This window comes from Rhodococcus sp. NPDC058639 (genome assembly GCF_042717545.1).
Classification (GTDB): domain Bacteria; phylum Actinomycetota; class Actinomycetes; order Mycobacteriales; family Mycobacteriaceae; genus Rhodococcus.
The window spans coordinates 331140-348676 of sequence record NZ_JBHXRF010000004.1; the positions used below are offsets into that span (position 1 = coordinate 331140).

Here is a 17537-nt window from a genome sequence, read left to right on the forward strand (position 1 = left end):
TGTCGTGTCCACCCTACGACTACCTAACGGGCGTTCTGCAGTCGCTCCACGTACTTGGCGATCACATCGACCTCGAGGTTGACCAGCGTGCCGGGCTCGGCTGCGCCGAGAGTGGTCAGCGACAAGGTGGTGGGGATCAGCGAGATCTCGAACCACTCGTCACCCGGATCGCCACCGAGCGCGGAGACGGTGAGGGACACCCCGTCCACGGTGATCGATCCCTTCTCGACCACGTATCGAGAAATGCTGTCCGGCAGCGAAATTCGCACGACGGTCCAGTTCTCGGACGGTGCCCGGGAGATCACGGTGCCGGTGCCGTCGACGTGCCCCTGCACGAGGTGCCCGCCCAGTCGGCTGTTCAGCGCGGCAGCACGCTCGAGATTGACCCGGCTTCCCGCGGCGAGGCGCGCGAGCGAAGACCGGTTCAGTGTCTCCTGCATCACATCGGCCGTGAAGGAGTCGCCGGCCTGCACGTCCACGACCGTCAGGCACACGCCGTTGACGGCGATCGAGTCGCCGTGTTTCGCGTCGGAGGTCACCACCGGGCCGAGCACGGTGAAGCGCGCTGCGTCCGCGAAATCCTCTCGCGCCACGATCTCACCCAGTTCCTCGACGATGCCGGTGAACACGTTCGGGCTCCTTCACTCCCGGCCGAGGGCCGGGTTCGGTTCACTGGTCCCGTTCCGGGACCGGATTCACAGATCCCGTTCCGGGACCAGGGTCAACAACACGTCGGCGCCGACGGTGTCGACGCGCTCCCGACGAAACCGTAGCGCCTCGGTGATGCTGTGTACGCCGGCGTCCTGCACAGCGGGTGTCCCCGCACCCAGGAACATCGGCGCCAGATAGGCCTGTATCCGGTCGACACTGTGCGCGGCGAGGAACGCCCCGGCAAGTCGCGGCCCGCCCTCGAGCAGGACGTCCGGGTGGTCGGTGAGGGCGTCGAGGACGTCCCCGATATCGCGGGTACGCAGCACGAGCGTCGGCGCCGCGTCGTCGAGCACACGCGCGGAGGTCGGGATCTCTCTCATCCCGACGACCACCCGCAGGGGCTGATGCGGGGCGAGATCACCGTCGGGCAGCCGGGCGGTCAGCCACGGATCGTCGGCCAGAACCGTTCCGGTGCCGACGACGATCGCGTCGAGCCGACTGCGCTCGTCGTGCACGCGGGCACGCGCTTCCGGACCGGAAATCCACTGGCTGGTTCCGTCCTGTGCAGCGCTCCGGCCGTCGAGCGTCGCGGCGTACTTCCACGTGACGTGGGGCCGGCCGGTGCGCGCCCGGTGGAGCCAGGCCCGCAGCGGACCGTGAATAACGGCGTCGGCCCCGAGACCCGGATGCACCGTGACTCCCGCGGCGCGCAGGGTCTCGGCTCCTCCCCCTGCCACCGGACCGGGGTCCGGGACGGAGTAGTACACCGTCGCGATTCCGGCGTCGATGAGCGCGCGGGCGCAGGGTCCGGTGCGTCCGGTGTGGTTGCACGGCTCGAGGGTGACCACGGCGGTGCCGCCGCGTGCCCGGTCGCCGGCCGCGGCCAGGGCCCGCACTTCCGCGTGCGGACCACCCGGAGGTGCTGTGGCACCCACTCCGGCGACCTGCCCGTTCGCGTCGAGGATCACGGCGCCGACCGGCGGGTTCGGGCTGGTGGTTCCCCGCACGGCCTCCGACGCATCCAGCGCGAACTGGAACGCCTCGGTGACCTCGGGGGGCGTCACGACGCGAGCGTCAGATGCGGCGAGGCGGCCGCCGCCTGCGCGCGCAGTTTGCGCACCGCCTCGGCCGGATCCTCGGCACCGTAGACGGCGGAACCGGCCACGAAGCAGTCCACGCCTGCCTCCGCCGCCGCTTCGATGGTGTCCGCGTTGATTCCGCCGTCGATCTCCACGAGGAGCCGCAACTCCCCCGAGTCGACGAGACGGCGTACCGCGCGCGCCTTGCCGAGTACGTCGGGAATGAACGCCTGCCCGCCGAATCCCGGCTCGACGCTCATGACGAGCAGCGTGTCGAACTCGCGGAGGATTTCCAGGTAGGGCTCGATGGGGGTGCCCGGCTTGACCGACAGTCCGGCCTTGGCGCCCGCGGCGCGGATATCGCGGGCCACGGCGACCGGATCGTCCGTCGCCTCGGCGTGGAACGTCACGTTGTGTGCGCCGGCCTCCGCGTAGGGCGGGGCCCACCGGCCCGGGTTCTCGATCATCAGATGGCAGTCGAGCGGGATGTCCGTCGCCTTCAGCAACGACTGCACGATGGGCAGACCGAGAGTCAGGTTCGGCACGAAATGGGCGTCCATCACGTCGACGTGGAGCCAGTCGGCACCGGCGACGGCCTGCGCCTCGTCGGCGAGACGGGCGAAATCGGCGGACAGGATCGAGGGGGCAATCATCGGGTGGGCCACATCGATCGAGTCTAGACGAGCGCACCGCACGTGCCGGTCACCAGCACGGACGCTCCGCCGGGCAGCGTCGCTACGGATCGTAGCGACACTAAAGCGACTCTCCGGCAGGGTATTCGGACAATCCCCCGACATTCGAGTTCAGACCAGGCGGAACGACGACGTGATCCGCGACGGTCGCCCCTCGCTCGGCAGCACCTCCTCGACCATGAATGTCACGGTCTGGTCGATTCGCTCGAGAGACTGGAGTACTCGGGACAACGTGGTGTAGTGCGGGATGTCGTACTCGTCGGTGACCTTCATGTCCTCCTGCACCGCGGAGGGCGCTTCACCTGCCAGTGCTTTCAGCAACGCCTCGAAGTTGTCCTCGTTGACGTCCTGGATCACGCCCCATTGGGAGTCGGTCAGGACGTTCTCGTCGGGCGAGAGACGCTCGGTGGCGGACACCAGGTGCCGCGTGTAGAACAACAGAGCCCACAGTGCGGTGAGCCGCCCTTCGATCCCCCGGACATCGAGGGCCCCGGAGGAACGGCGCAGCGGCACAGCCGTGGCCTCGACCTTCTGGACCAGCGTGGTCAGAGCGAGTTCCCGACGTGCGAGTTCCTGCCTGTCCAGGTCCCCCGCGGATCCGGACCGCAGGTGTGCGAGACAGATACCTGTGACGTCCTGGACGGTCCGCACCAACTGAGACGTGTCCGACGACAAACGGGTGCGGGTACGGGTGGGCAGAACGATCGCGGCGACCACCAGCGCCAGTCCCGCTCCGATCGCCGTCTCCACGACACGCAGTTCGATGGTTTCGGTATCCAGCTTGCCGAGCAGGTCGTAGAGCAACGCGACGAACGCCGTGATCCAGAGCGCCGACAGGACGAACGACACGGGACGGAAGTACGTCGACGCCAAGATACACAGCGCCAGCAGCGGGAATACGACAGGAGTATCGGTCCCCACCACGATCGCGAAGCCGAACCCGATCGCGGCTCCGGCCACGGTTCCGACGATCCGCTGCATTCCCTTGAGAAATGTCTCCCCGTCAGTCTCTCCCAGTACGAAGAACGCGGGCAGCGCGGCCCAGTACTGGTAGGTCTCCGACACGGACCCTCCGATCCAGAGGGCCAACCCGGTCGCGAGGGCGGCTTGCACCGCACGGCGAATCGGCCCGGCAGCCGTGCCGCCGGACGCGAGACTTCCGCTTTGAGCAGAGGACGCTTTCGGCTCGCCCGCAGCGGGTCCTGCTTCGGCCGCGGGAACCGAGCCGGCACCCTCGGTGTCGCCCGGACCGCCGAGGAGATCCTCGGGGCGCGCGCTATGCAGCGCGTCCACAGCAAACCAGAGTTCACGCACGGCATGATGCAACCGTCGCGCCGGCAGGGGCCAGTCGACGGGATCGGGCAGGTCGTGGGGTGGACGGATCACGTCGTTCTCGTCTCCGGAATCGCCCATCCACGCCGGAAGATTCGGATAACTACGGATGTGGAGCTGGAGCTGTTCGAGCTCACCGGCGAGCCGAGCCCGAACCGGGACGCGCATGCCGGATCCCGTCGCATCCCGAGCCGCCGCAGACAAATTGACGGTTGCGAGTTCGACATCGAAGAGCCGTATTCGCAGGTTGTTCAGCTGCTCGGCGGAGAAGTCCAGGGCCGGGTCCTGCTTGGTGAGCTGACCTCCCAGAAAAGACGCGGTGTGGTGGAGTTGGTCGAGTCCGCGGTGCATACGTTTGCGCAGGTCCGGATCCCAGCGGGCAGCCGACACGGTGTCGACGAGGGGATCGATGCTGTTCGCGACACTGTTCTCGAACGCCCGGACACCACCACGTACCAGCCCGACGTGTCCGTGACCCAGCGGAAGGAACTGAACGAGTACCGACGCGGTGACGCTCACCAGGCCCGTCAGTGCGTACAGCCAGAAGTCGTCGGGGCTCAGCCGTAGCAGCAGGCTGAAGTAGAACGTCATGAACAGCACCCGGCCGAGCCCGGCTCCTTGTGGCCCGAACCGGGACAGCAACACACCCACGAAGGCGAGCGCGGCGACGGCGAACACCGACGCCAATCGTTCGTGTGGCACCAGGGTGATCAATCCGACCGCGACGACCACGGGGACCAGCGTCAGCATCCCGCCGAACTTGGCGAGTCCCGCGCGCGCACCGCTTTGCGCCGCAACCCCACCTGCGAACATCGCGATCATGCCGCCGAAGGTGGCTGTGGGCATCGGGTCTTTCCCGGCGACCTCGAGGGCGATCGCCACCACCGCCACCGAGACCACCGCCGCGATGAGCACGCGCAGGGACCCGACAAGCCGGATGTAGCCGGGATCGATGAGCGTGAGCCGGTTGGCGAAGAAGGCTCGTACGCCGCTGACGGCGGACTTCAGCGTGGAAGTGGCCGGCTCGGTTCCCAGGACAGTGGTTCCCGGGGCAGTGGTTTCCGGGGCAGTGGTTTCCGGAACATCCGCAAAGCCGGGTGCGTAGACCGGCTGATAATCGAGATCCCGGCCGACCGCATCGGTGAACTGTTGCGCCCGGTACGCGAACGGCAGCCACTCGACGTACCGTTCGTAGGCATCGTCGAGATCGGTGAACGGTTCGAGGCGAACGAGTTCGCCCATTTTCCGATTCACGCGGGCGAACCGGGCAACCCACGGATCCTCGCTCTCGGCAGGAGGCGCCGAGCGGTGTCCGGCCGTCCGGTGCAGTTCGATGTCCTCCTCGATCAGCCGGCGGAACTCGCCACGCGATCGCGTCTCGGGAACATCGGTGCTCGTCCACCCGAGCAGGGGATGCATGTAGTCCGCGAACTTCAGGAACTGGTCGGTGAGCGGAAGCAGCATAGGCTCGACGGTCACCGGGTGGGACCTGGGCAACCCCCACCGAAGCGCCGCAACGACCCCGCTCAGCATCCGGATCGAATACGGCAGCGAGAAGGTGTCGCGGCCACTCTGGAAGTAGTAGGCGGAGTGGTGCAGCCGGACTCCGTCGGTGTAACTGCTGAAACTGTCGGCGATAGACGAGAGTTTGGAGTCGAGGTCGCGCGGTTCGCCGCCCGGAAAGTACGGCTTCAGGCTCGCGACCGGGTCGCCGATGCTGTTTCCGGGATTGTAGAACTGCGCGGAAAGACCGCGCAGGGCGCTGATCACTCCGTAGACCCCGAGCAGAAACGTGAGTATCAGGAAGAGGAGCACGACGCCGGTGAGAGTCTCCAGGACCGAGATGATCCGGGATACATCGGTATTGGGGACGAGCTGGGATGTGCCCACCGTGGAGAGTTGGGCCGTACTGAAATAGATTGCGCCGAACAGATCGTCGGTGCCGCCGTTGTACAGGAAGCCCTGCCCGCTCATCATGCCGAGGTAGATGAAGGCGTAGCCCAGGATCGTGCCGCCCACCCACATGCCCACCGTGACAACGATCTGAATGCCCGTGACCTGACGGAGTACGGCAGGTCGCCTGCCGCGTGACATTTTTCGCGTGATTCGCCTGATGGCGCGCCAGACCCATGCCGTCAGGGCGCGGGTGAGAAAGCCTGCGTCGTCGTAATTGAGGGCGGTGAGGAATATGTCCAGCAGGGTCAAACCCAGAATGATGATCCCGAGCCACTGGACGGCGTCCACGGCGCAAGTCTAGGACTACAGGCCCGTACAGGTACGGAAGAACGGGATCGACAGCGAAGAACGGCCGATTCGGGCAATCGACGACGTGCGCCGCGAAAATCTGCGTTCATCGCAGCACGTTCGAGTTGACGCGATCGACCACATGACACAAACGCGGTGTATATGCTCGCTTCGGACTGCAAGTCTCGTCCTTCCGGCGACAGTGCGCCGGCGTGCCGAGAAAAGCGTGACTGGCCGATGTGAGGATCGGAGGTCGCTTGGTGCGTAGCGCTCGACACCAGGCAGGGCGGAGCCCGCAGCCTCCGTCCCCAGGTCGGCAGAAGTCCGAAATGCCTTGTTCGGCAGTCCCGTTCGCGTCCGATCACACACCTCGCCCGAAAGCGCAGGCCCGTCGATGACCTCTACGACCTTGTCCCAAGACGTGATCAACACCGGTGACACCGCGTGGGTGCTGGTGTGCGCAGCCCTTGTGCTGTTCATGACACCGGGCCTGGCATTCTTCTATGCCGGCATGGTGAGCAAGCGCAACACCCTCGTGATGTTGCAGCAGAATCTGATCGGGCTCGGCATCATCACGCTCACCTGGTTCGCCTTCGGGTACAGCATCGCGTTCGGCAACGACCGGGGCAACGGGATCGTCGCCGATCTCGGATTCGTCGCGCTCACCAACATCGACGACGCCCCCAAGCCGGACCTCCACGTGGTGACCGAAACCGTGGCGATCCCGACGCTGGCGTTCTTCGCGTATCAGTTGATGTTCGCGATCATCACCCCGGCACTGGCCACCGGCGCAGTGGCCAATCGTCTCAAGGCATTCGGGTGGGCAGTATTCATCGCTATCTGGTCGGTGATCGTGTACGCACCTGTCGCGCACTGGTTGTGGGCCCCTACGGGATGGTTGACCAAGATGGGAGCGCAGGACTGGGCCGGCGGAATGGTTGTCCATGCGTCGGCGGGGGCTGCCGCCCTGGGCCTGTTGATCGTCCTCGGGCGGCGCAAGGTGCGGCCCAACCGGGCACCACTGCCGCACTCGGTCCCGTTGGTGATCGTGGGAGCGGGAATACTCTGGTTCGGCTGGTTCGGTTTCAACGCCGGAGACGGACTGCAGGCCAACGGAGTCGCCGCACAGGCGTTGGTCAACACCCAGGTGGCGGGTGCCGCCGCAATGCTTGTCTGGCTGGTGTTCGAGCGGTACCGGGAAGGCCATTCGACCGTGCTCGGAGCAGTGACCGGCGCGGTCGCCGGATTGGCGACCATCACCCCCGCCGCAGGTTATGTCAGCAGCTGGGCGGCGGTACTCATCGGCGCCCTCGCCGGAGTGGTGTGCTACCTGGCACTCGGCCTGAAAAGGCTTCTGCACGTGGATGATGCGCTCGATGTGCTGGCTGTCCACTTCATCGGCGGCGTGTTCGGCACCCTGTGCGTCGGGTTCTTCGGGGAAGAAGCCATCAACGCGATCGGCCGAGACGGCCTGTTCCACGGTGGTGGATTGACGCTGCTCGGTTATCAGGTCGTCGCACTGGCCTCGGTGATCGCCTACGCCCTGGTGCTCACCCTGGTGATCGCTTTCGCGATCGAAAAGACGATCGGACTGCGCGTCAGTGCCGAGGAAGAGGAACACCTCGACCTCAGCCAGCAGGGGATGAGCGCCTACCACGAGGGCCCCACTCCCCCCGATCCCACGGCCGACGGGGCAACAGTTTCCGGGGCTTCGAAGCCGTTGGAGCCCGGAAACACGCTGTACCTGGTCACCGCGGTTCTCGACTCGGGTGGGGCCGCGGGCGTGGAACGGGAAGTGCTTGCCGCGGGGGCCCGCCGCGCGATGCTGTCCGAGGTATTCGTCACTACTGCCTCCTCGGTCGATCAGATGGTCCGAGGACAGAAACGAACCATGGATGTCACCCCACGGGTCCGCGCGGAAATCCTGACCCCTGCGGAGTCGCTGACCAACGTGCGAAGCGCCTTGTCGGCGTTGGGCGACGACCTCGTCGAAATGACCGTCGTACCGGTCGAGAGCGGATAGCGCACCCGACAGGGAGCGGGCGGCGGCGCATCGAAGAACTGCGACGAAATTACGGGGCAACCCGGTTGGCCGTGATTTCGGGACGGTGAGAAACATGCCCGGGAGGATCGACCCCGAAATGGCGATCCGATCCGGAACAATGGCCACGGCGAAATCCCGGGACCCGATGTCGGCACCGACTCGCGGCAGATTCCAAAGAATGCACGATCCGTCCGATTCGGCCCTCGATTCCGTTCGAGTAATTCGCCGGTCGTTTCACACACCGCCTCGGCGAACTTTTCGGATCACGTCGAGAAGTAGTTTTCAATTCGACTGTTGGACAACCCCTACCGTCTCCCCCTTCGGACTTTCCGCCCAGCGGACATCCGTCACTACAGAAATCGGGCGCACACATATGCGAGAGAATTCCCGAGCCGAGTGAACGACTGCACATATGAGTAGATATTCATTTCACGAGGTGACGACAACATCGCTGCGCCTATTTCGGGAGCGTCGTCGGGTGTTTCCCGCGCTCACCCGTCTCGGCGTCGCCGCTACCGCGTCCGATAAAAACAAAAACCGAAACTTTCCTGTGGCTCCGGCGTATCGTCCAAGACAGCGAGCTCCGGCTCGCCGCCGGGAGATGCTCATCGAAATCGGAACCTACGGCATTGCGGGAGCAGAAAATGGATTTGACTCCACGAGAAATCGAAAAGCTTTACGTGTACCAGGTTGCAGAACTTGCACGCCGTCGACGCGAACGGGGCACGAAGCTCAACGCCAGTGAGGCGACCGCGCTCATCAGCGAGGCGATCCTGGAAGGCGCTCGCGACGGACGCTCCGTTGCGGAAGTCATGGAACTGGGAAGAACGATCGTCGCGGAGAAGGACTGCATGGGAGGCGTGCGGGAACGCCTGCCGCTCTTACAGGTCGAAGCGACGTTCGTCGACGGGAGCAAGCTGGTCTCCTGCCACGACCCGATCGGGAACTGACGTGGCCGAACCCGCCGGGAAAGACGCCACCACGATTCTGGTCGCGGGCCACGAAAGCGCCGAGGGGGCGGACGTGCGATACCTCGAGCAGGCCCGCAACCGGTGGTTCGTCACCCCGATCGGCCGGCCGCTCCACAATCTGCTCACCCGCCATCTGTCGTCGGGAGACGGCCCGATCGTGGTGGTCCCCATGACGATGGGGCGTAATCCGACCTTGGTGGCCGACACCGCCAAGACGGTGCAGTGGCTGGCAGCGGGCGCACCGGAACGTCTCGCCTTGGCGGCGCCGTTCGGCAGCCCCGACCATCTGATCTCGTGGCTGCGCTTGGCGGCCACCGGTATTCGGAGCCGCTCGTCCGACGCCGCGATGGTGATCCAGGCCCCTTCCTCCGACCCTTTCGACGAAGCGGAACTGCACCGCGTCGCGCACCTGGTGCGCACCCACGGAGCAGGCAACGTAGTGGAGGTTGCCACGACCCACACCGACGACGATCTTGTCGGCGTTCTGCAACGGCTGCGACGGCTCGGCCACCCGCACGCCGTAGTCGTTCCGGCAGGCTTTCGCCGGGAGTCCCCTGTTCCGTTGGACGACAGCAGGTTCACCGGCAGTGAGTTCTACGGACCGTTGATGAGCGAGCAGGCAGCGATCCGCATCATCGATGCGCGCATTCGCGACGCGGTGCACGAACTCGCCCACGGCCGTACCGGAGTCGAGTCCGGGCTGATGGCGGACCACGGCCACGGCTACGCCCATTCGCACGCTTTCGACGACTCGTCGGACAGCGCGCACGGACACGGGCACGGCCACGGCCACGGCCACGGCCACGAGCACGGACATCAGAGCCGTGCCGGCGACGATCCCGGCACCGAACACAGCCATCGACACCCCGCTGCCGCGTCTTCACACTGACCGGCAGATCGACCCGACGGCGCGCTGCAGCACGCAATCGCTCCGCGAGGAAGGAATCATCATGGTAGCCAAGCCCACATACCACCACAGCGAAGAGGACATCGAGATCAACGCGGGGCGCCGCAGCGTCACCCTGCAGGTGAGCAACACCGGAGATCGTGCAATCCAGATCGGGTCCCATTTCCATTTCTTCGAGGTCAACAAGGCGCTGCTGTTCGATCGTGAACTCGCCTACGGAATGCACCTGGATCTGGCCTCCGGGCTGGGGGTGCGCGTCGAGGCCGGCGACACCCGCGAGGTGACCCTCGTCGCGTACGCCGGCAATCGCCACGTCATCGGCTTCAACAACCTCGTGGACGGCGGTCTGGACTCCGAGGGCACAAAGATCCGTGCCATGGCGCTCATGAAGGAACTCGAGTACCAGGACGGCACACCCCAGGCGCGAGAGAGCAAGAGCACCTCGAAGAAGAAGGGCGCAAAGTAATGGCAATCATCTCGCGCAAGCAGTACACGGACCTCTTCGGACCCACGACGGGTGACCGAGTCACCCTCGCCGACACGAACCTTGTCATCGAGATCGAAAAAGACTTCAACGAGGGCAATTACGGCGACGAGATCGTCTACGGCGGCGGCAAGACGGCACGCGACGGAATGGGCGCCGACCCCCAGGGAACCGATGCCCAGGGAGTACTGGACCTCGTCATCACGAACGCGATCATCCTCGATCCGGTGCTCGGCGTCCTCAAGGGCGACATCGGCGTACGGGACGGGAAGATCGCCGGCGTCGGCAAATCCGGCAACCCGCATCTTCAGAAGGGTGTCGATCCCCGACTCGTCGTCGGACCGGGTACCGAACTCCTCGCCGGTGAACATTGCATCGCGACGGCGGGCGGCTTCGACTCCCATGTGCACTACATTTCCCCGCAGCAGGGGGTGACGGCCCTGGCGAACGGAATCACCACGCTGTTCGGTGGCGGCACCGGACCGACGGACGGCACCAACGGCGTCACCACCACCCCCGGCGTCTGGAACCTGCACCGGATGCTGGAATCCGCCGAAGCCATGCCGGTCAACATGGGATTCCTCGGAAAGGGCAACGGGTCCCTGCCGGAGGCGCTCTGCGAGCAGATCGAAGCAGGCGCGGCAGGTCTGAAGGTGCACGAGGACTACGGCGCCACACCGGCCGCGATCAGCAACGCACTCGATGTCGCCGACCGCTACGACATCCAGATCTCCGTACACACCGACACCCTCAACGAGTCGGGCTTCGTCGAGAACACTCTGGACGCGATCGACGGCCGGACGATCCACACGTTCCACAGCGAGGGCGCCGGCGGCGGACACGCACCCGACCTCATCAAGGTCACGGGTCACCCGAACGTGCTGCCGTCCTCGACCAACCCGACGCTCCCCTACACGGCCAATTCCGTCGACGAACTGCTCGACATGGTGATGGTGTGCCACCACCTGTCGCACGACATCCCGGAAGACGTCGCATTTGCGGACTCCCGCGTGCGTGCCGAGACGATCTCCGCCGAAACCGTGTTCCACGACGAGGGCATCATCTCGATGGTGTCGTCCGATTCACAGGCCATGGGCCGTATCGGCGAGTCCTTCATGCGTGCGTTCCAGATCGCACACCACTGCAAGGACAAGCGCGGCAAGCTGCCGGAGGACTCGCCGGACAACGACAATTTCCGCGTGCTGCGCTATCTGGCGAAAATCACCATCAACCCCGCGATCACACAGGGCGTCTCGGACTACATCGGGTCGCTCGAAGAGGGGAAGATGGCCGACATCGTGCTGTGGCCGACGACGTCGTTCGCCGCCAAGCCCAAGGTGATCGTCAAAGGCGGCCTGATCAACTGGGGACTGATGGGTGAACCGAACGCGTCGCTGCCCACACCGCAGCCGGTGTACTACCGCCCGATGTTCGGTGCGCAGGGCAAGGCATTGCAGTCCACGAGAGCCACCTTCATGTCGAAGGCGGCCATTGCGAACGGCGTGCCCGAAAAACTGGGGCTGGAGAGCCAGGTGCTGCCGGTGAAGAGGTGCCGCAACATCGGAAAGCAGCACATGGTGCGCAACACCGCCACCCCGGTGGTCGAAGTCGATCCCGAGACCTACGACGTCACGTACGACGGAAAAGCGGCGGCGATCGATCCTGCGCAGACCCTCCCGCTCACGCAGATGTTCTTCCTGGCCTGAGGGGACACGGTGACGTCCGATATTCGCCAGTTGCTGACGAGTCTGCAGTTCTCGGACTCGGCGTTCCCGAGCGGCTTCTACACCATGTCGCACGGACTGGAGGGTTACAGTCAGGCCCGCCTCGTCGACCCAGGTGAGGTGCAGGAGCTGTTGTGTTCGTTGCTCGTCCACACAGTCGGGCCCGGGGACGCGACAGCCCTCGCCGCCGCACATCGGGCGGCGGGGGTGGGCGACTGGGACCTCGTCGAGGAGATCGATCACCGGCTGTTCGCGTCCAAGCTGAATGCCGAGATGCGACGGGCGTCCGTACGCAGCGGTCACCAGCTCGCAGATCTTGCCGACGTGGTACTCGGCAGCGACGCACTGGACGAGTACCAACGGCGAGTGAAGGCGCGGGCCACGCCGGGATGCCAGCCGGTGGTGTCCGCTCTCATCTACTCGGCGACCGGCGTCGGAACGCGCATCGCGGTAGCCTCCGATCTCTCCGCATTCGCGGTGAGTTTCGTGGGCGCCGCGCTGCGCCTCCGGCTGACCGATCACCGGCGGGCTCAGGTGATTCTGCACGCGGTCGGCCCGGTCATCGAGCAGGTGGCACACGATGCCACCGAACGTGACGTGCACGATCTCGGAGGCTTCGCACCGATGGCCGACATCATGTCCGCACAGCACGAACGGGCCGAGGCGCGCCTGTTCGCCAGTTGACCGCGCATACCGAAGAGCGGCCAGCCGAAGTGCCGGCCCCGTCAAGATCCGAAGGGAACGAAAAACTATGGGTGACAATGCATTGAGAATCGGTATCGGCGGACCGGTGGGATCGGGAAAGACGGCACTGACCGAAGCGCTCGTGCCCCTGCTGATCGCAGCAGGACGCACTCCGGGTGTCATCACGAACGACATCTACACCCAGGAGGATGCGCAGCACGTCCGGCGTGTGCTCGACGGAGTGCTCGACCCCGAGCGGGTTGTGGGCGTGGAGACCGGCGCATGCCCGCACACAGCCGTACGCGACGACCCGACGATGAATCTCGCCGTCGGAGAGGAAATGCTGCAACGATTCCCCGATATCGACACGCTGATCTACGAATCCGGTGGGGACAACCTCACTCTCACCTTTTCACCCGCGCTGGCCGACGTCTTCGTGTTCGTCCTCGATACGGCCGAAGGTGAGAAAATGCCACGCAAGCGGGGTCCGGGCATCACCGACAGCGACATCCTGGTGATCAACAAGATCGATATCGCACAGTATGTCCGGACGGATCTCGGTGTGATGGAGAGCGACGCCATCCGGGTACGCGGTGGCACCCCCGTCGTCCTCACCAACTCGCTCACCGGCGAAGGCCTGGACGTACTCCTCGACCAGATCTTGTCGTTGTGGAACAACGCACGGACCGAACTCGTCTGATGACGGCCGATATCTCGACGGGGAAGGCACTCGACACCGGGGCGGATCCGAATGCGCCCCGGGGCCTGGCTCCCGTAAGCCCGCTACCCGTCCGTCCGGTGCACCCCGGTGGATACCGGCTCCAACCGGACTACTTCGAGCCCGTACGGGTGCCGGCCGAGGTACTCCGGTATGCGGGCGGGGACTCGCCCCTCCCGGTCGGGAGCCCGGGCAAGGTCGGTATCCTCCAACTCGGTTTCGAGCACAACCACGACCGGGACCGCACCGAACTCGTGCAGCACTATCAGAAGTCCCCGTTGCAGATCATGCGTCCGTTGTACTTCGATCCGTTGCGCCCCGATGTTCCGTACACGTACGTGATGTCCTCGGGCGGCGGCATTCTCCAGGCGGACAGGTTGCGCACCGACCTGACATTCGGGACAGGCACCTCGGCACACGTGACGACACAGGCGCAAACCAGGGTGTATCGGATGGACTACGACTACGCGTCCTCCGTCACGAACATCTCGGTGGAGGCCGGTGCGTACACCGAGTACCTGCCCGAACCCGTGGTTCCGTTCGGCGGATCGCGCTTCTACCAGCACACCTCGGTGACGCTCGACGAATCGGCCACGCTCCTTCTCGGCGAGACCGTGTATGCCGGACGGCTCGCCCGCGACGAGCGCCACAGGTACGAGGTCTACGCGTCCGACGTCGAAGTCCGGCGGCCCGACGGACGTCTCGTGGCACTCGACCGGGTCCGGCTGTGTCCCGGCGAGGATCACGAGTCCGCCGCGGCACCGAGTCTCGGCGTCCTGGCCGACCACGACATCCTCGCGATGTTGTACGTGTTCACTCCACTGGTGCCGGTTGCCGCGCTCGCGGATCTGCTCCACGACGCGCTGGCCGCCGCATTGCCCGACGGCTTGTTCGGCGTGAGTGCGCTGCCGAACGACGCCGGCGTCTGGATGCGCTTGGTCGCCAACGATCCTGTCACGGTTGCCCGCGCCACTCACGCGGCTGCGGGAGCGGCTCACAAGGCGCTCACCGGGTTCGCCGCTCCGGCGATCCGCAAGATGTAGGGACGCTCGACAGTCACCGGATCCATACCGGATGCACCGCGAAGGAGCTGGATATGACGACGGGAACTACACCGCAGGATTCCATGGCTTCACCGCGCTCCTGGCTGGTGGGATTCGGCCACGGTCCGTCACAAATCTATTTCCAGGCGAACATCTACACCACGCTGCTCATCATGGCGGCCTTCGTCGTCGCCAGTTGGCAGATGGCAGTGCTCGTGGCGATCGGGTGTGTGGCACAGACCTTTACCGGGTGGGTCATCCGCACGAAAGCGTCCGACCTGGTCTTCGGTATGCAAGGTTTCTCCGGAGCCCTGGTCGGCGCTGCGACCTTTGCCACCCTCGGCAGCCAGTGGTTCTCGTACCCCATCGCACTCGTCGGCGGGGCGCTCGCCGCACCGGTGACGTGGCTGGTCAATGCACTGTTCATGCGGACACCGCTGAAGATCTACGGACTCCCGTCGACGACGGCACCGTTCTGCATCGTCGCGACGATCATCCATTTCGGTTTCGAACGCTGGTGGGTCGAATCCTCGTCGATGACCATCGACTCGACCACGGTGGCGTTCTTCCGGTCGCTGCTGACCAACGTCTCGGAAGTGGTTCTGGTCGACAATGTCTGGGCCGGCGCGCTCATTCTGATCGGGCTGTTCGTGGCCAATTGGAAGGTCGGTCTGGCGGGGCTGCTCGGAAGCGTCGTCGGCAGCCTGTGCGCGCTCGCGCTGGGTGAAAGCCTCACCGAAACCGCGAACGGTCTGAGCGGGTATTCCGGTGTGCTCACGGCGATCGCGCTCTCGGTGACCTTCTTGAAGGAGAGCGTGACCTCCTGGGTCCTCGCGCTGATCGGCACCATCGTCACCGCGGTCGTCACCCTCTGGATGCACGACCTCGGAGTCCCCACCTACACGTGGCCGTACATCCTCACCACGTGGGTTTTCCTGGTCATCGCGCATTACATCCCCTCTGCCGAACGTCCCTGACGGGATCAGTGCCGGCGCAACGAATCCCGTTCGGAGAAGCACTCCCATGAGGCCCACGACATGAGCGCCACAAGCCGACCCGGGCCCCTGTTCCCGGACCGCAATCTCGCTTTGGAACTGGTCCGTGTGACGGAAGCCGGCGCACTGGCGTCCGGCCGGTGGGTCGGCCGCGGCGACAAGGAGGGCGGGGACGGGGCGGCTGTCGACGCGATGCGCACCATGTTGTCGACCGTGACCATGCGCGGTGTCGTGGTGATCGGCGAGGGCGAGAAGGACGAAGCGCCGATGCTGTTCAACGGCGAGTTGGTCGGTGACGGCACCGGACCGGAATGCGACTTCGCGGTCGACCCGGTCGAGGGCACCACACTCATGGCCGCCGGCGCGCCGAATTCGCTCAGCGTCGTGGCTGTTGCCGAGCGTGGGGCCATGTTCGACCCCTCGGCAGTGTTCTACATGAACAAGATCGCCGTGGGCCCGGACGCGGCCGACGCCGTGGACATCACCGCGCCGGTGTCCGAGAACATCTCCCGGGTCGCCGCTGCGCTGGGCACGTCGGTCGCGGACCTGACCGTGGCCGTGCTCGACCGGCCGCGCCACACCGAGTTGATCGAGCGGATCCGCCGGGCCGGAGCGCGGGTGCAGTTGCTGCCGGACGGGGACGTTGCCGCCTCCATTGCCGCTGCGCGTCCCGCCTCAGGTATCGATATGGCGATGGGAGTGGGAGGCACCCCGGAAGGCATTCTCTCGGCAGCCGCGGTGCGGTGCCTCGGGGGGACGATTCAAGCGCAACTCACTCCCCGTGACGCCGCCGAGCGCGCACAGGTTCAGGCCGCGGGGCACGATACCGATCGGGTCCTCCACACGACTGATCTGGTCGGGGGCACGAATGTGTTCTTTGCCGCCACGGGTGTCACCGACGGGCCCTTGTTGCGTGGAGTGCGGTACTTCGGCGGAAACCGGGCGGGCACTCAGTCGATCGTGATGCGCAGCAAGTCCGGCACCGTCCGGATCATCGAGGCCGAGCACCGACTGGATTTCCCCGGTCCCCACAGCGAGGCCGCACGGACGTGAATCGGAGCAACGGACCGGGGTGCGCCCCCGGCGGACTCGGATTCAGATCGACGTTCCGATCCACAACCCGATCCCTGCGGCGGCGAGGGCCAGCACCAGCATCACCACACCGCTGATGAACGAATCCCCGTATCGGCGCTGTTTGATGAGTTGCACCGTCTCGTAACTCGCCGTACTGAATGTGGTGTAGCCGCCGAGGAATCCGGTTCCGATGACATAACTGGCGTCGGTGGAGACGAGATGTTCGATCGTGAGTCCGGTGAGGAATCCGAGGACGAGCGATCCCGACACGTTGATGATAGTCGTCGCCCACGCGAACTTCGTCTTCATGTGCGCACGGATGAAACCGTCCAGAACGAAGCGCACGACTGCTCCGACGCCGCCCGCGATACTCAGCGTGATGAAGATGAGCGGTGTCACGTCGTCATCCCTCCCCCGGCCGGCGGCGTCATTCTCGCGTTGACGCTGCTGGCAACCGCGATTCCCGCCCAGGTGGCACACGCACCGACGATCAGGGTCCCGAACGCGTACACCAATCCCTGCCAGATGTATCCGTCCCGGAAGAGCACCGCGGTATCGGTCGCGAGGGAACTGTAGGTGGTGAAACCGCCGCAATATCCCGTCCCGAGCAGAAGCTTGAGATTCGTTCCCGTGGGCTTCGCGCTGTCGATCCGGGTGACGGCTTCGTAGAGATAGCCGAGAAGAAACGCACCGACGACGTTGATGATGGCGATCGCGATCGGGACTTCACCGAGTTTCGGGATGACGAGCGAAAGGCCTTCGCGGCTACCGGCCCCGAACAAGCCTCCGACCAAGACCAGCCCGATCGAGGCCCATTGCAGATACGCGGGCCTTCCGCTGCTCATCCCCGCGCTCCGATACGTCGAGCGCGTGAGGACTCCGTCCGAAGATCCAT

Annotated in this window: 16 protein-coding genes; 10 read left to right on the top strand and 6 right to left on the bottom strand. The window is 65.4% G+C overall.

What is annotated here, in order from left to right; all coding sequences use genetic code 11:
• Positions 1 to 23: 23 nt before the first annotated feature.
• The 4 genes from ACFWU2_RS09850 to ACFWU2_RS09865 form a co-directional block, all read right to left on the bottom strand.
• On the bottom strand, positions 24 to 629 hold the full coding sequence (locus tag ACFWU2_RS09850; RefSeq protein WP_378604627.1) for a riboflavin synthase: 606 nt from the start codon (positions 627 to 629) through the stop codon (positions 24 to 26).
• A gap of 66 nt (positions 630 to 695) precedes the next feature.
• Positions 696 to 1715 carry a bifunctional diaminohydroxyphosphoribosylaminopyrimidine deaminase/5-amino-6-(5-phosphoribosylamino)uracil reductase RibD gene (gene ribD, locus ACFWU2_RS09855; RefSeq protein WP_378604630.1) on the bottom strand — a complete coding sequence of 340 codons (1020 nt, stop codon included), beginning with the start codon at positions 1713 to 1715 and terminating at the stop codon, positions 696 to 698.
• Positions 1712 to 2395 (bottom strand): ribulose-phosphate 3-epimerase, encoded by a 684-nt coding sequence (gene rpe, locus ACFWU2_RS09860; RefSeq protein ID WP_378604633.1) that lies wholly within the window; start codon positions 2393 to 2395, stop codon positions 1712 to 1714. The genes ribD and rpe overlap by 4 nt, the downstream gene beginning before the upstream one ends.
• Positions 2396 to 2533: 138 nt before the next feature.
• Positions 2534 to 5998, bottom strand: a complete 3465-nt coding sequence (locus tag ACFWU2_RS09865; RefSeq protein ID WP_378604636.1) for an FUSC family protein — start codon at positions 5996 to 5998, stop codon at positions 2534 to 2536.
• 394 nt (positions 5999 to 6392) lie between these two features.
• Between ACFWU2_RS09865 and ACFWU2_RS09870 the strand changes: the two genes are divergently transcribed.
• From ACFWU2_RS09870 to glpX, 10 genes are all read left to right on the top strand, one after another.
• Positions 6393 to 8021 carry an ammonium transporter gene (locus ACFWU2_RS09870; protein WP_378604639.1) on the top strand — a complete coding sequence of 543 codons (1629 nt, stop codon included), beginning with the start codon at positions 6393 to 6395 and terminating at the stop codon, positions 8019 to 8021.
• 665 nt (positions 8022 to 8686) lie between these two features.
• Positions 8687 to 8992, top strand: coding sequence for an urease subunit gamma (locus ACFWU2_RS09875; RefSeq protein ID WP_169621845.1), 306 nt, complete (start codon positions 8687 to 8689; stop codon positions 8990 to 8992).
• Between the two features lies 1 nt (position 8993).
• Positions 8994 to 9902 carry a sirohydrochlorin chelatase gene (locus ACFWU2_RS09880; protein WP_378604642.1) on the top strand — a complete coding sequence of 303 codons (909 nt, stop codon included), beginning with the start codon at positions 8994 to 8996 and terminating at the stop codon, positions 9900 to 9902.
• Between the two features lie 61 nt (positions 9903 to 9963).
• Positions 9964 to 10386: an urease subunit beta gene (gene ureB, locus ACFWU2_RS09885; protein ID WP_378604645.1), complete on the top strand. Its 423-nt coding sequence runs from the start codon at positions 9964 to 9966 to the stop codon at positions 10384 to 10386.
• Positions 10386 to 12110, top strand: a complete 1725-nt coding sequence (gene ureC / locus ACFWU2_RS09890) for an urease subunit alpha (protein WP_378604648.1) — start codon at positions 10386 to 10388, stop codon at positions 12108 to 12110. The genes ureB and ureC overlap by 1 nt, the downstream gene beginning before the upstream one ends.
• Before the next feature lie 9 nt (positions 12111 to 12119).
• A complete protein-coding gene (locus ACFWU2_RS09895; RefSeq protein ID WP_378604651.1) occupies positions 12120 to 12812 on the top strand; it encodes an urease accessory protein UreF in 693 nt (230 codons plus the stop codon).
• Between the two features lie 67 nt (positions 12813 to 12879).
• Positions 12880 to 13512, top strand: a complete 633-nt coding sequence (ureG, locus tag ACFWU2_RS09900; RefSeq protein ID WP_378604654.1) for an urease accessory protein UreG — start codon at positions 12880 to 12882, stop codon at positions 13510 to 13512.
• Complete coding sequence (locus ACFWU2_RS09905; RefSeq protein ID WP_378604657.1) at positions 13512 to 14573, top strand: urease accessory protein UreD; 1062 nt, start codon at positions 13512 to 13514, stop codon at positions 14571 to 14573. The genes ureG and ACFWU2_RS09905 overlap by 1 nt, the downstream gene beginning before the upstream one ends.
• Before the next feature lie 53 nt (positions 14574 to 14626).
• Positions 14627 to 15550 carry an urea transporter gene (locus tag ACFWU2_RS09910; RefSeq protein ID WP_378604660.1) on the top strand — a complete coding sequence of 308 codons (924 nt, stop codon included), beginning with the start codon at positions 14627 to 14629 and terminating at the stop codon, positions 15548 to 15550.
• 60 nt (positions 15551 to 15610) lie between these two features.
• Positions 15611 to 16621, top strand: a complete 1011-nt coding sequence (gene glpX / locus ACFWU2_RS09915) for a class II fructose-bisphosphatase (RefSeq protein ID WP_378604663.1) — start codon at positions 15611 to 15613, stop codon at positions 16619 to 16621.
• 42 nt (positions 16622 to 16663) lie between these two features.
• Here glpX and crcB read toward each other — a convergent pair whose 3' ends face one another.
• Together crcB and ACFWU2_RS09925 are read right to left on the bottom strand one after the other, a co-directional pair.
• Positions 16664 to 17041 (bottom strand): fluoride efflux transporter CrcB, encoded by a 378-nt coding sequence (crcB, locus tag ACFWU2_RS09920; RefSeq protein WP_378604666.1) that lies wholly within the window; start codon positions 17039 to 17041, stop codon positions 16664 to 16666.
• Complete coding sequence (locus ACFWU2_RS09925) at positions 17038 to 17487, bottom strand: fluoride efflux transporter FluC (RefSeq protein WP_378604669.1); 450 nt, start codon at positions 17485 to 17487, stop codon at positions 17038 to 17040. Before ACFWU2_RS09925 ends, crcB begins: the two co-directional genes overlap by 4 nt.
• Between the last annotated feature and the right edge of the window lie 50 nt (positions 17488 to 17537).

Excerpts from the sequence above, each read along its gene's own strand:
- ACFWU2_RS09870 (WP_378604639.1), top strand. The coding sequence starts at position 6,393 with ATGACCTCTACGACCTTGTCCCAAGACGTGATCAACACCGGTGACACC.
- ACFWU2_RS09875 (WP_169621845.1), top strand. The coding sequence starts at position 8,687 with ATGGATTTGACTCCACGAGAAATCGAAAAGCTTTACGTGTACCAGGTT.
- ureB (WP_378604645.1), top strand. The coding sequence starts at position 9,964 with ATGGTAGCCAAGCCCACATACCACCACAGCGAAGAGGACATCGAGATC.
- ureC (WP_378604648.1), top strand. The coding sequence starts at position 10,386 with ATGGCAATCATCTCGCGCAAGCAGTACACGGACCTCTTCGGACCCACG.
- ureG (WP_378604654.1), top strand. The coding sequence starts at position 12,880 with ATGGGTGACAATGCATTGAGAATCGGTATCGGCGGACCGGTGGGATCG.
- ACFWU2_RS09905 (WP_378604657.1), top strand. The coding sequence starts at position 13,512 with ATGACGGCCGATATCTCGACGGGGAAGGCACTCGACACCGGGGCGGAT.
- ACFWU2_RS09910 (WP_378604660.1), top strand. The coding sequence starts at position 14,627 with ATGACGACGGGAACTACACCGCAGGATTCCATGGCTTCACCGCGCTCC.
- glpX (WP_378604663.1), top strand. The coding sequence starts at position 15,611 with ATGAGCGCCACAAGCCGACCCGGGCCCCTGTTCCCGGACCGCAATCTC.
- ACFWU2_RS09925 (WP_378604669.1), bottom strand. The coding sequence starts at position 17,487 with ATGAGCAGCGGAAGGCCCGCGTATCTGCAATGGGCCTCGATCGGGCTG.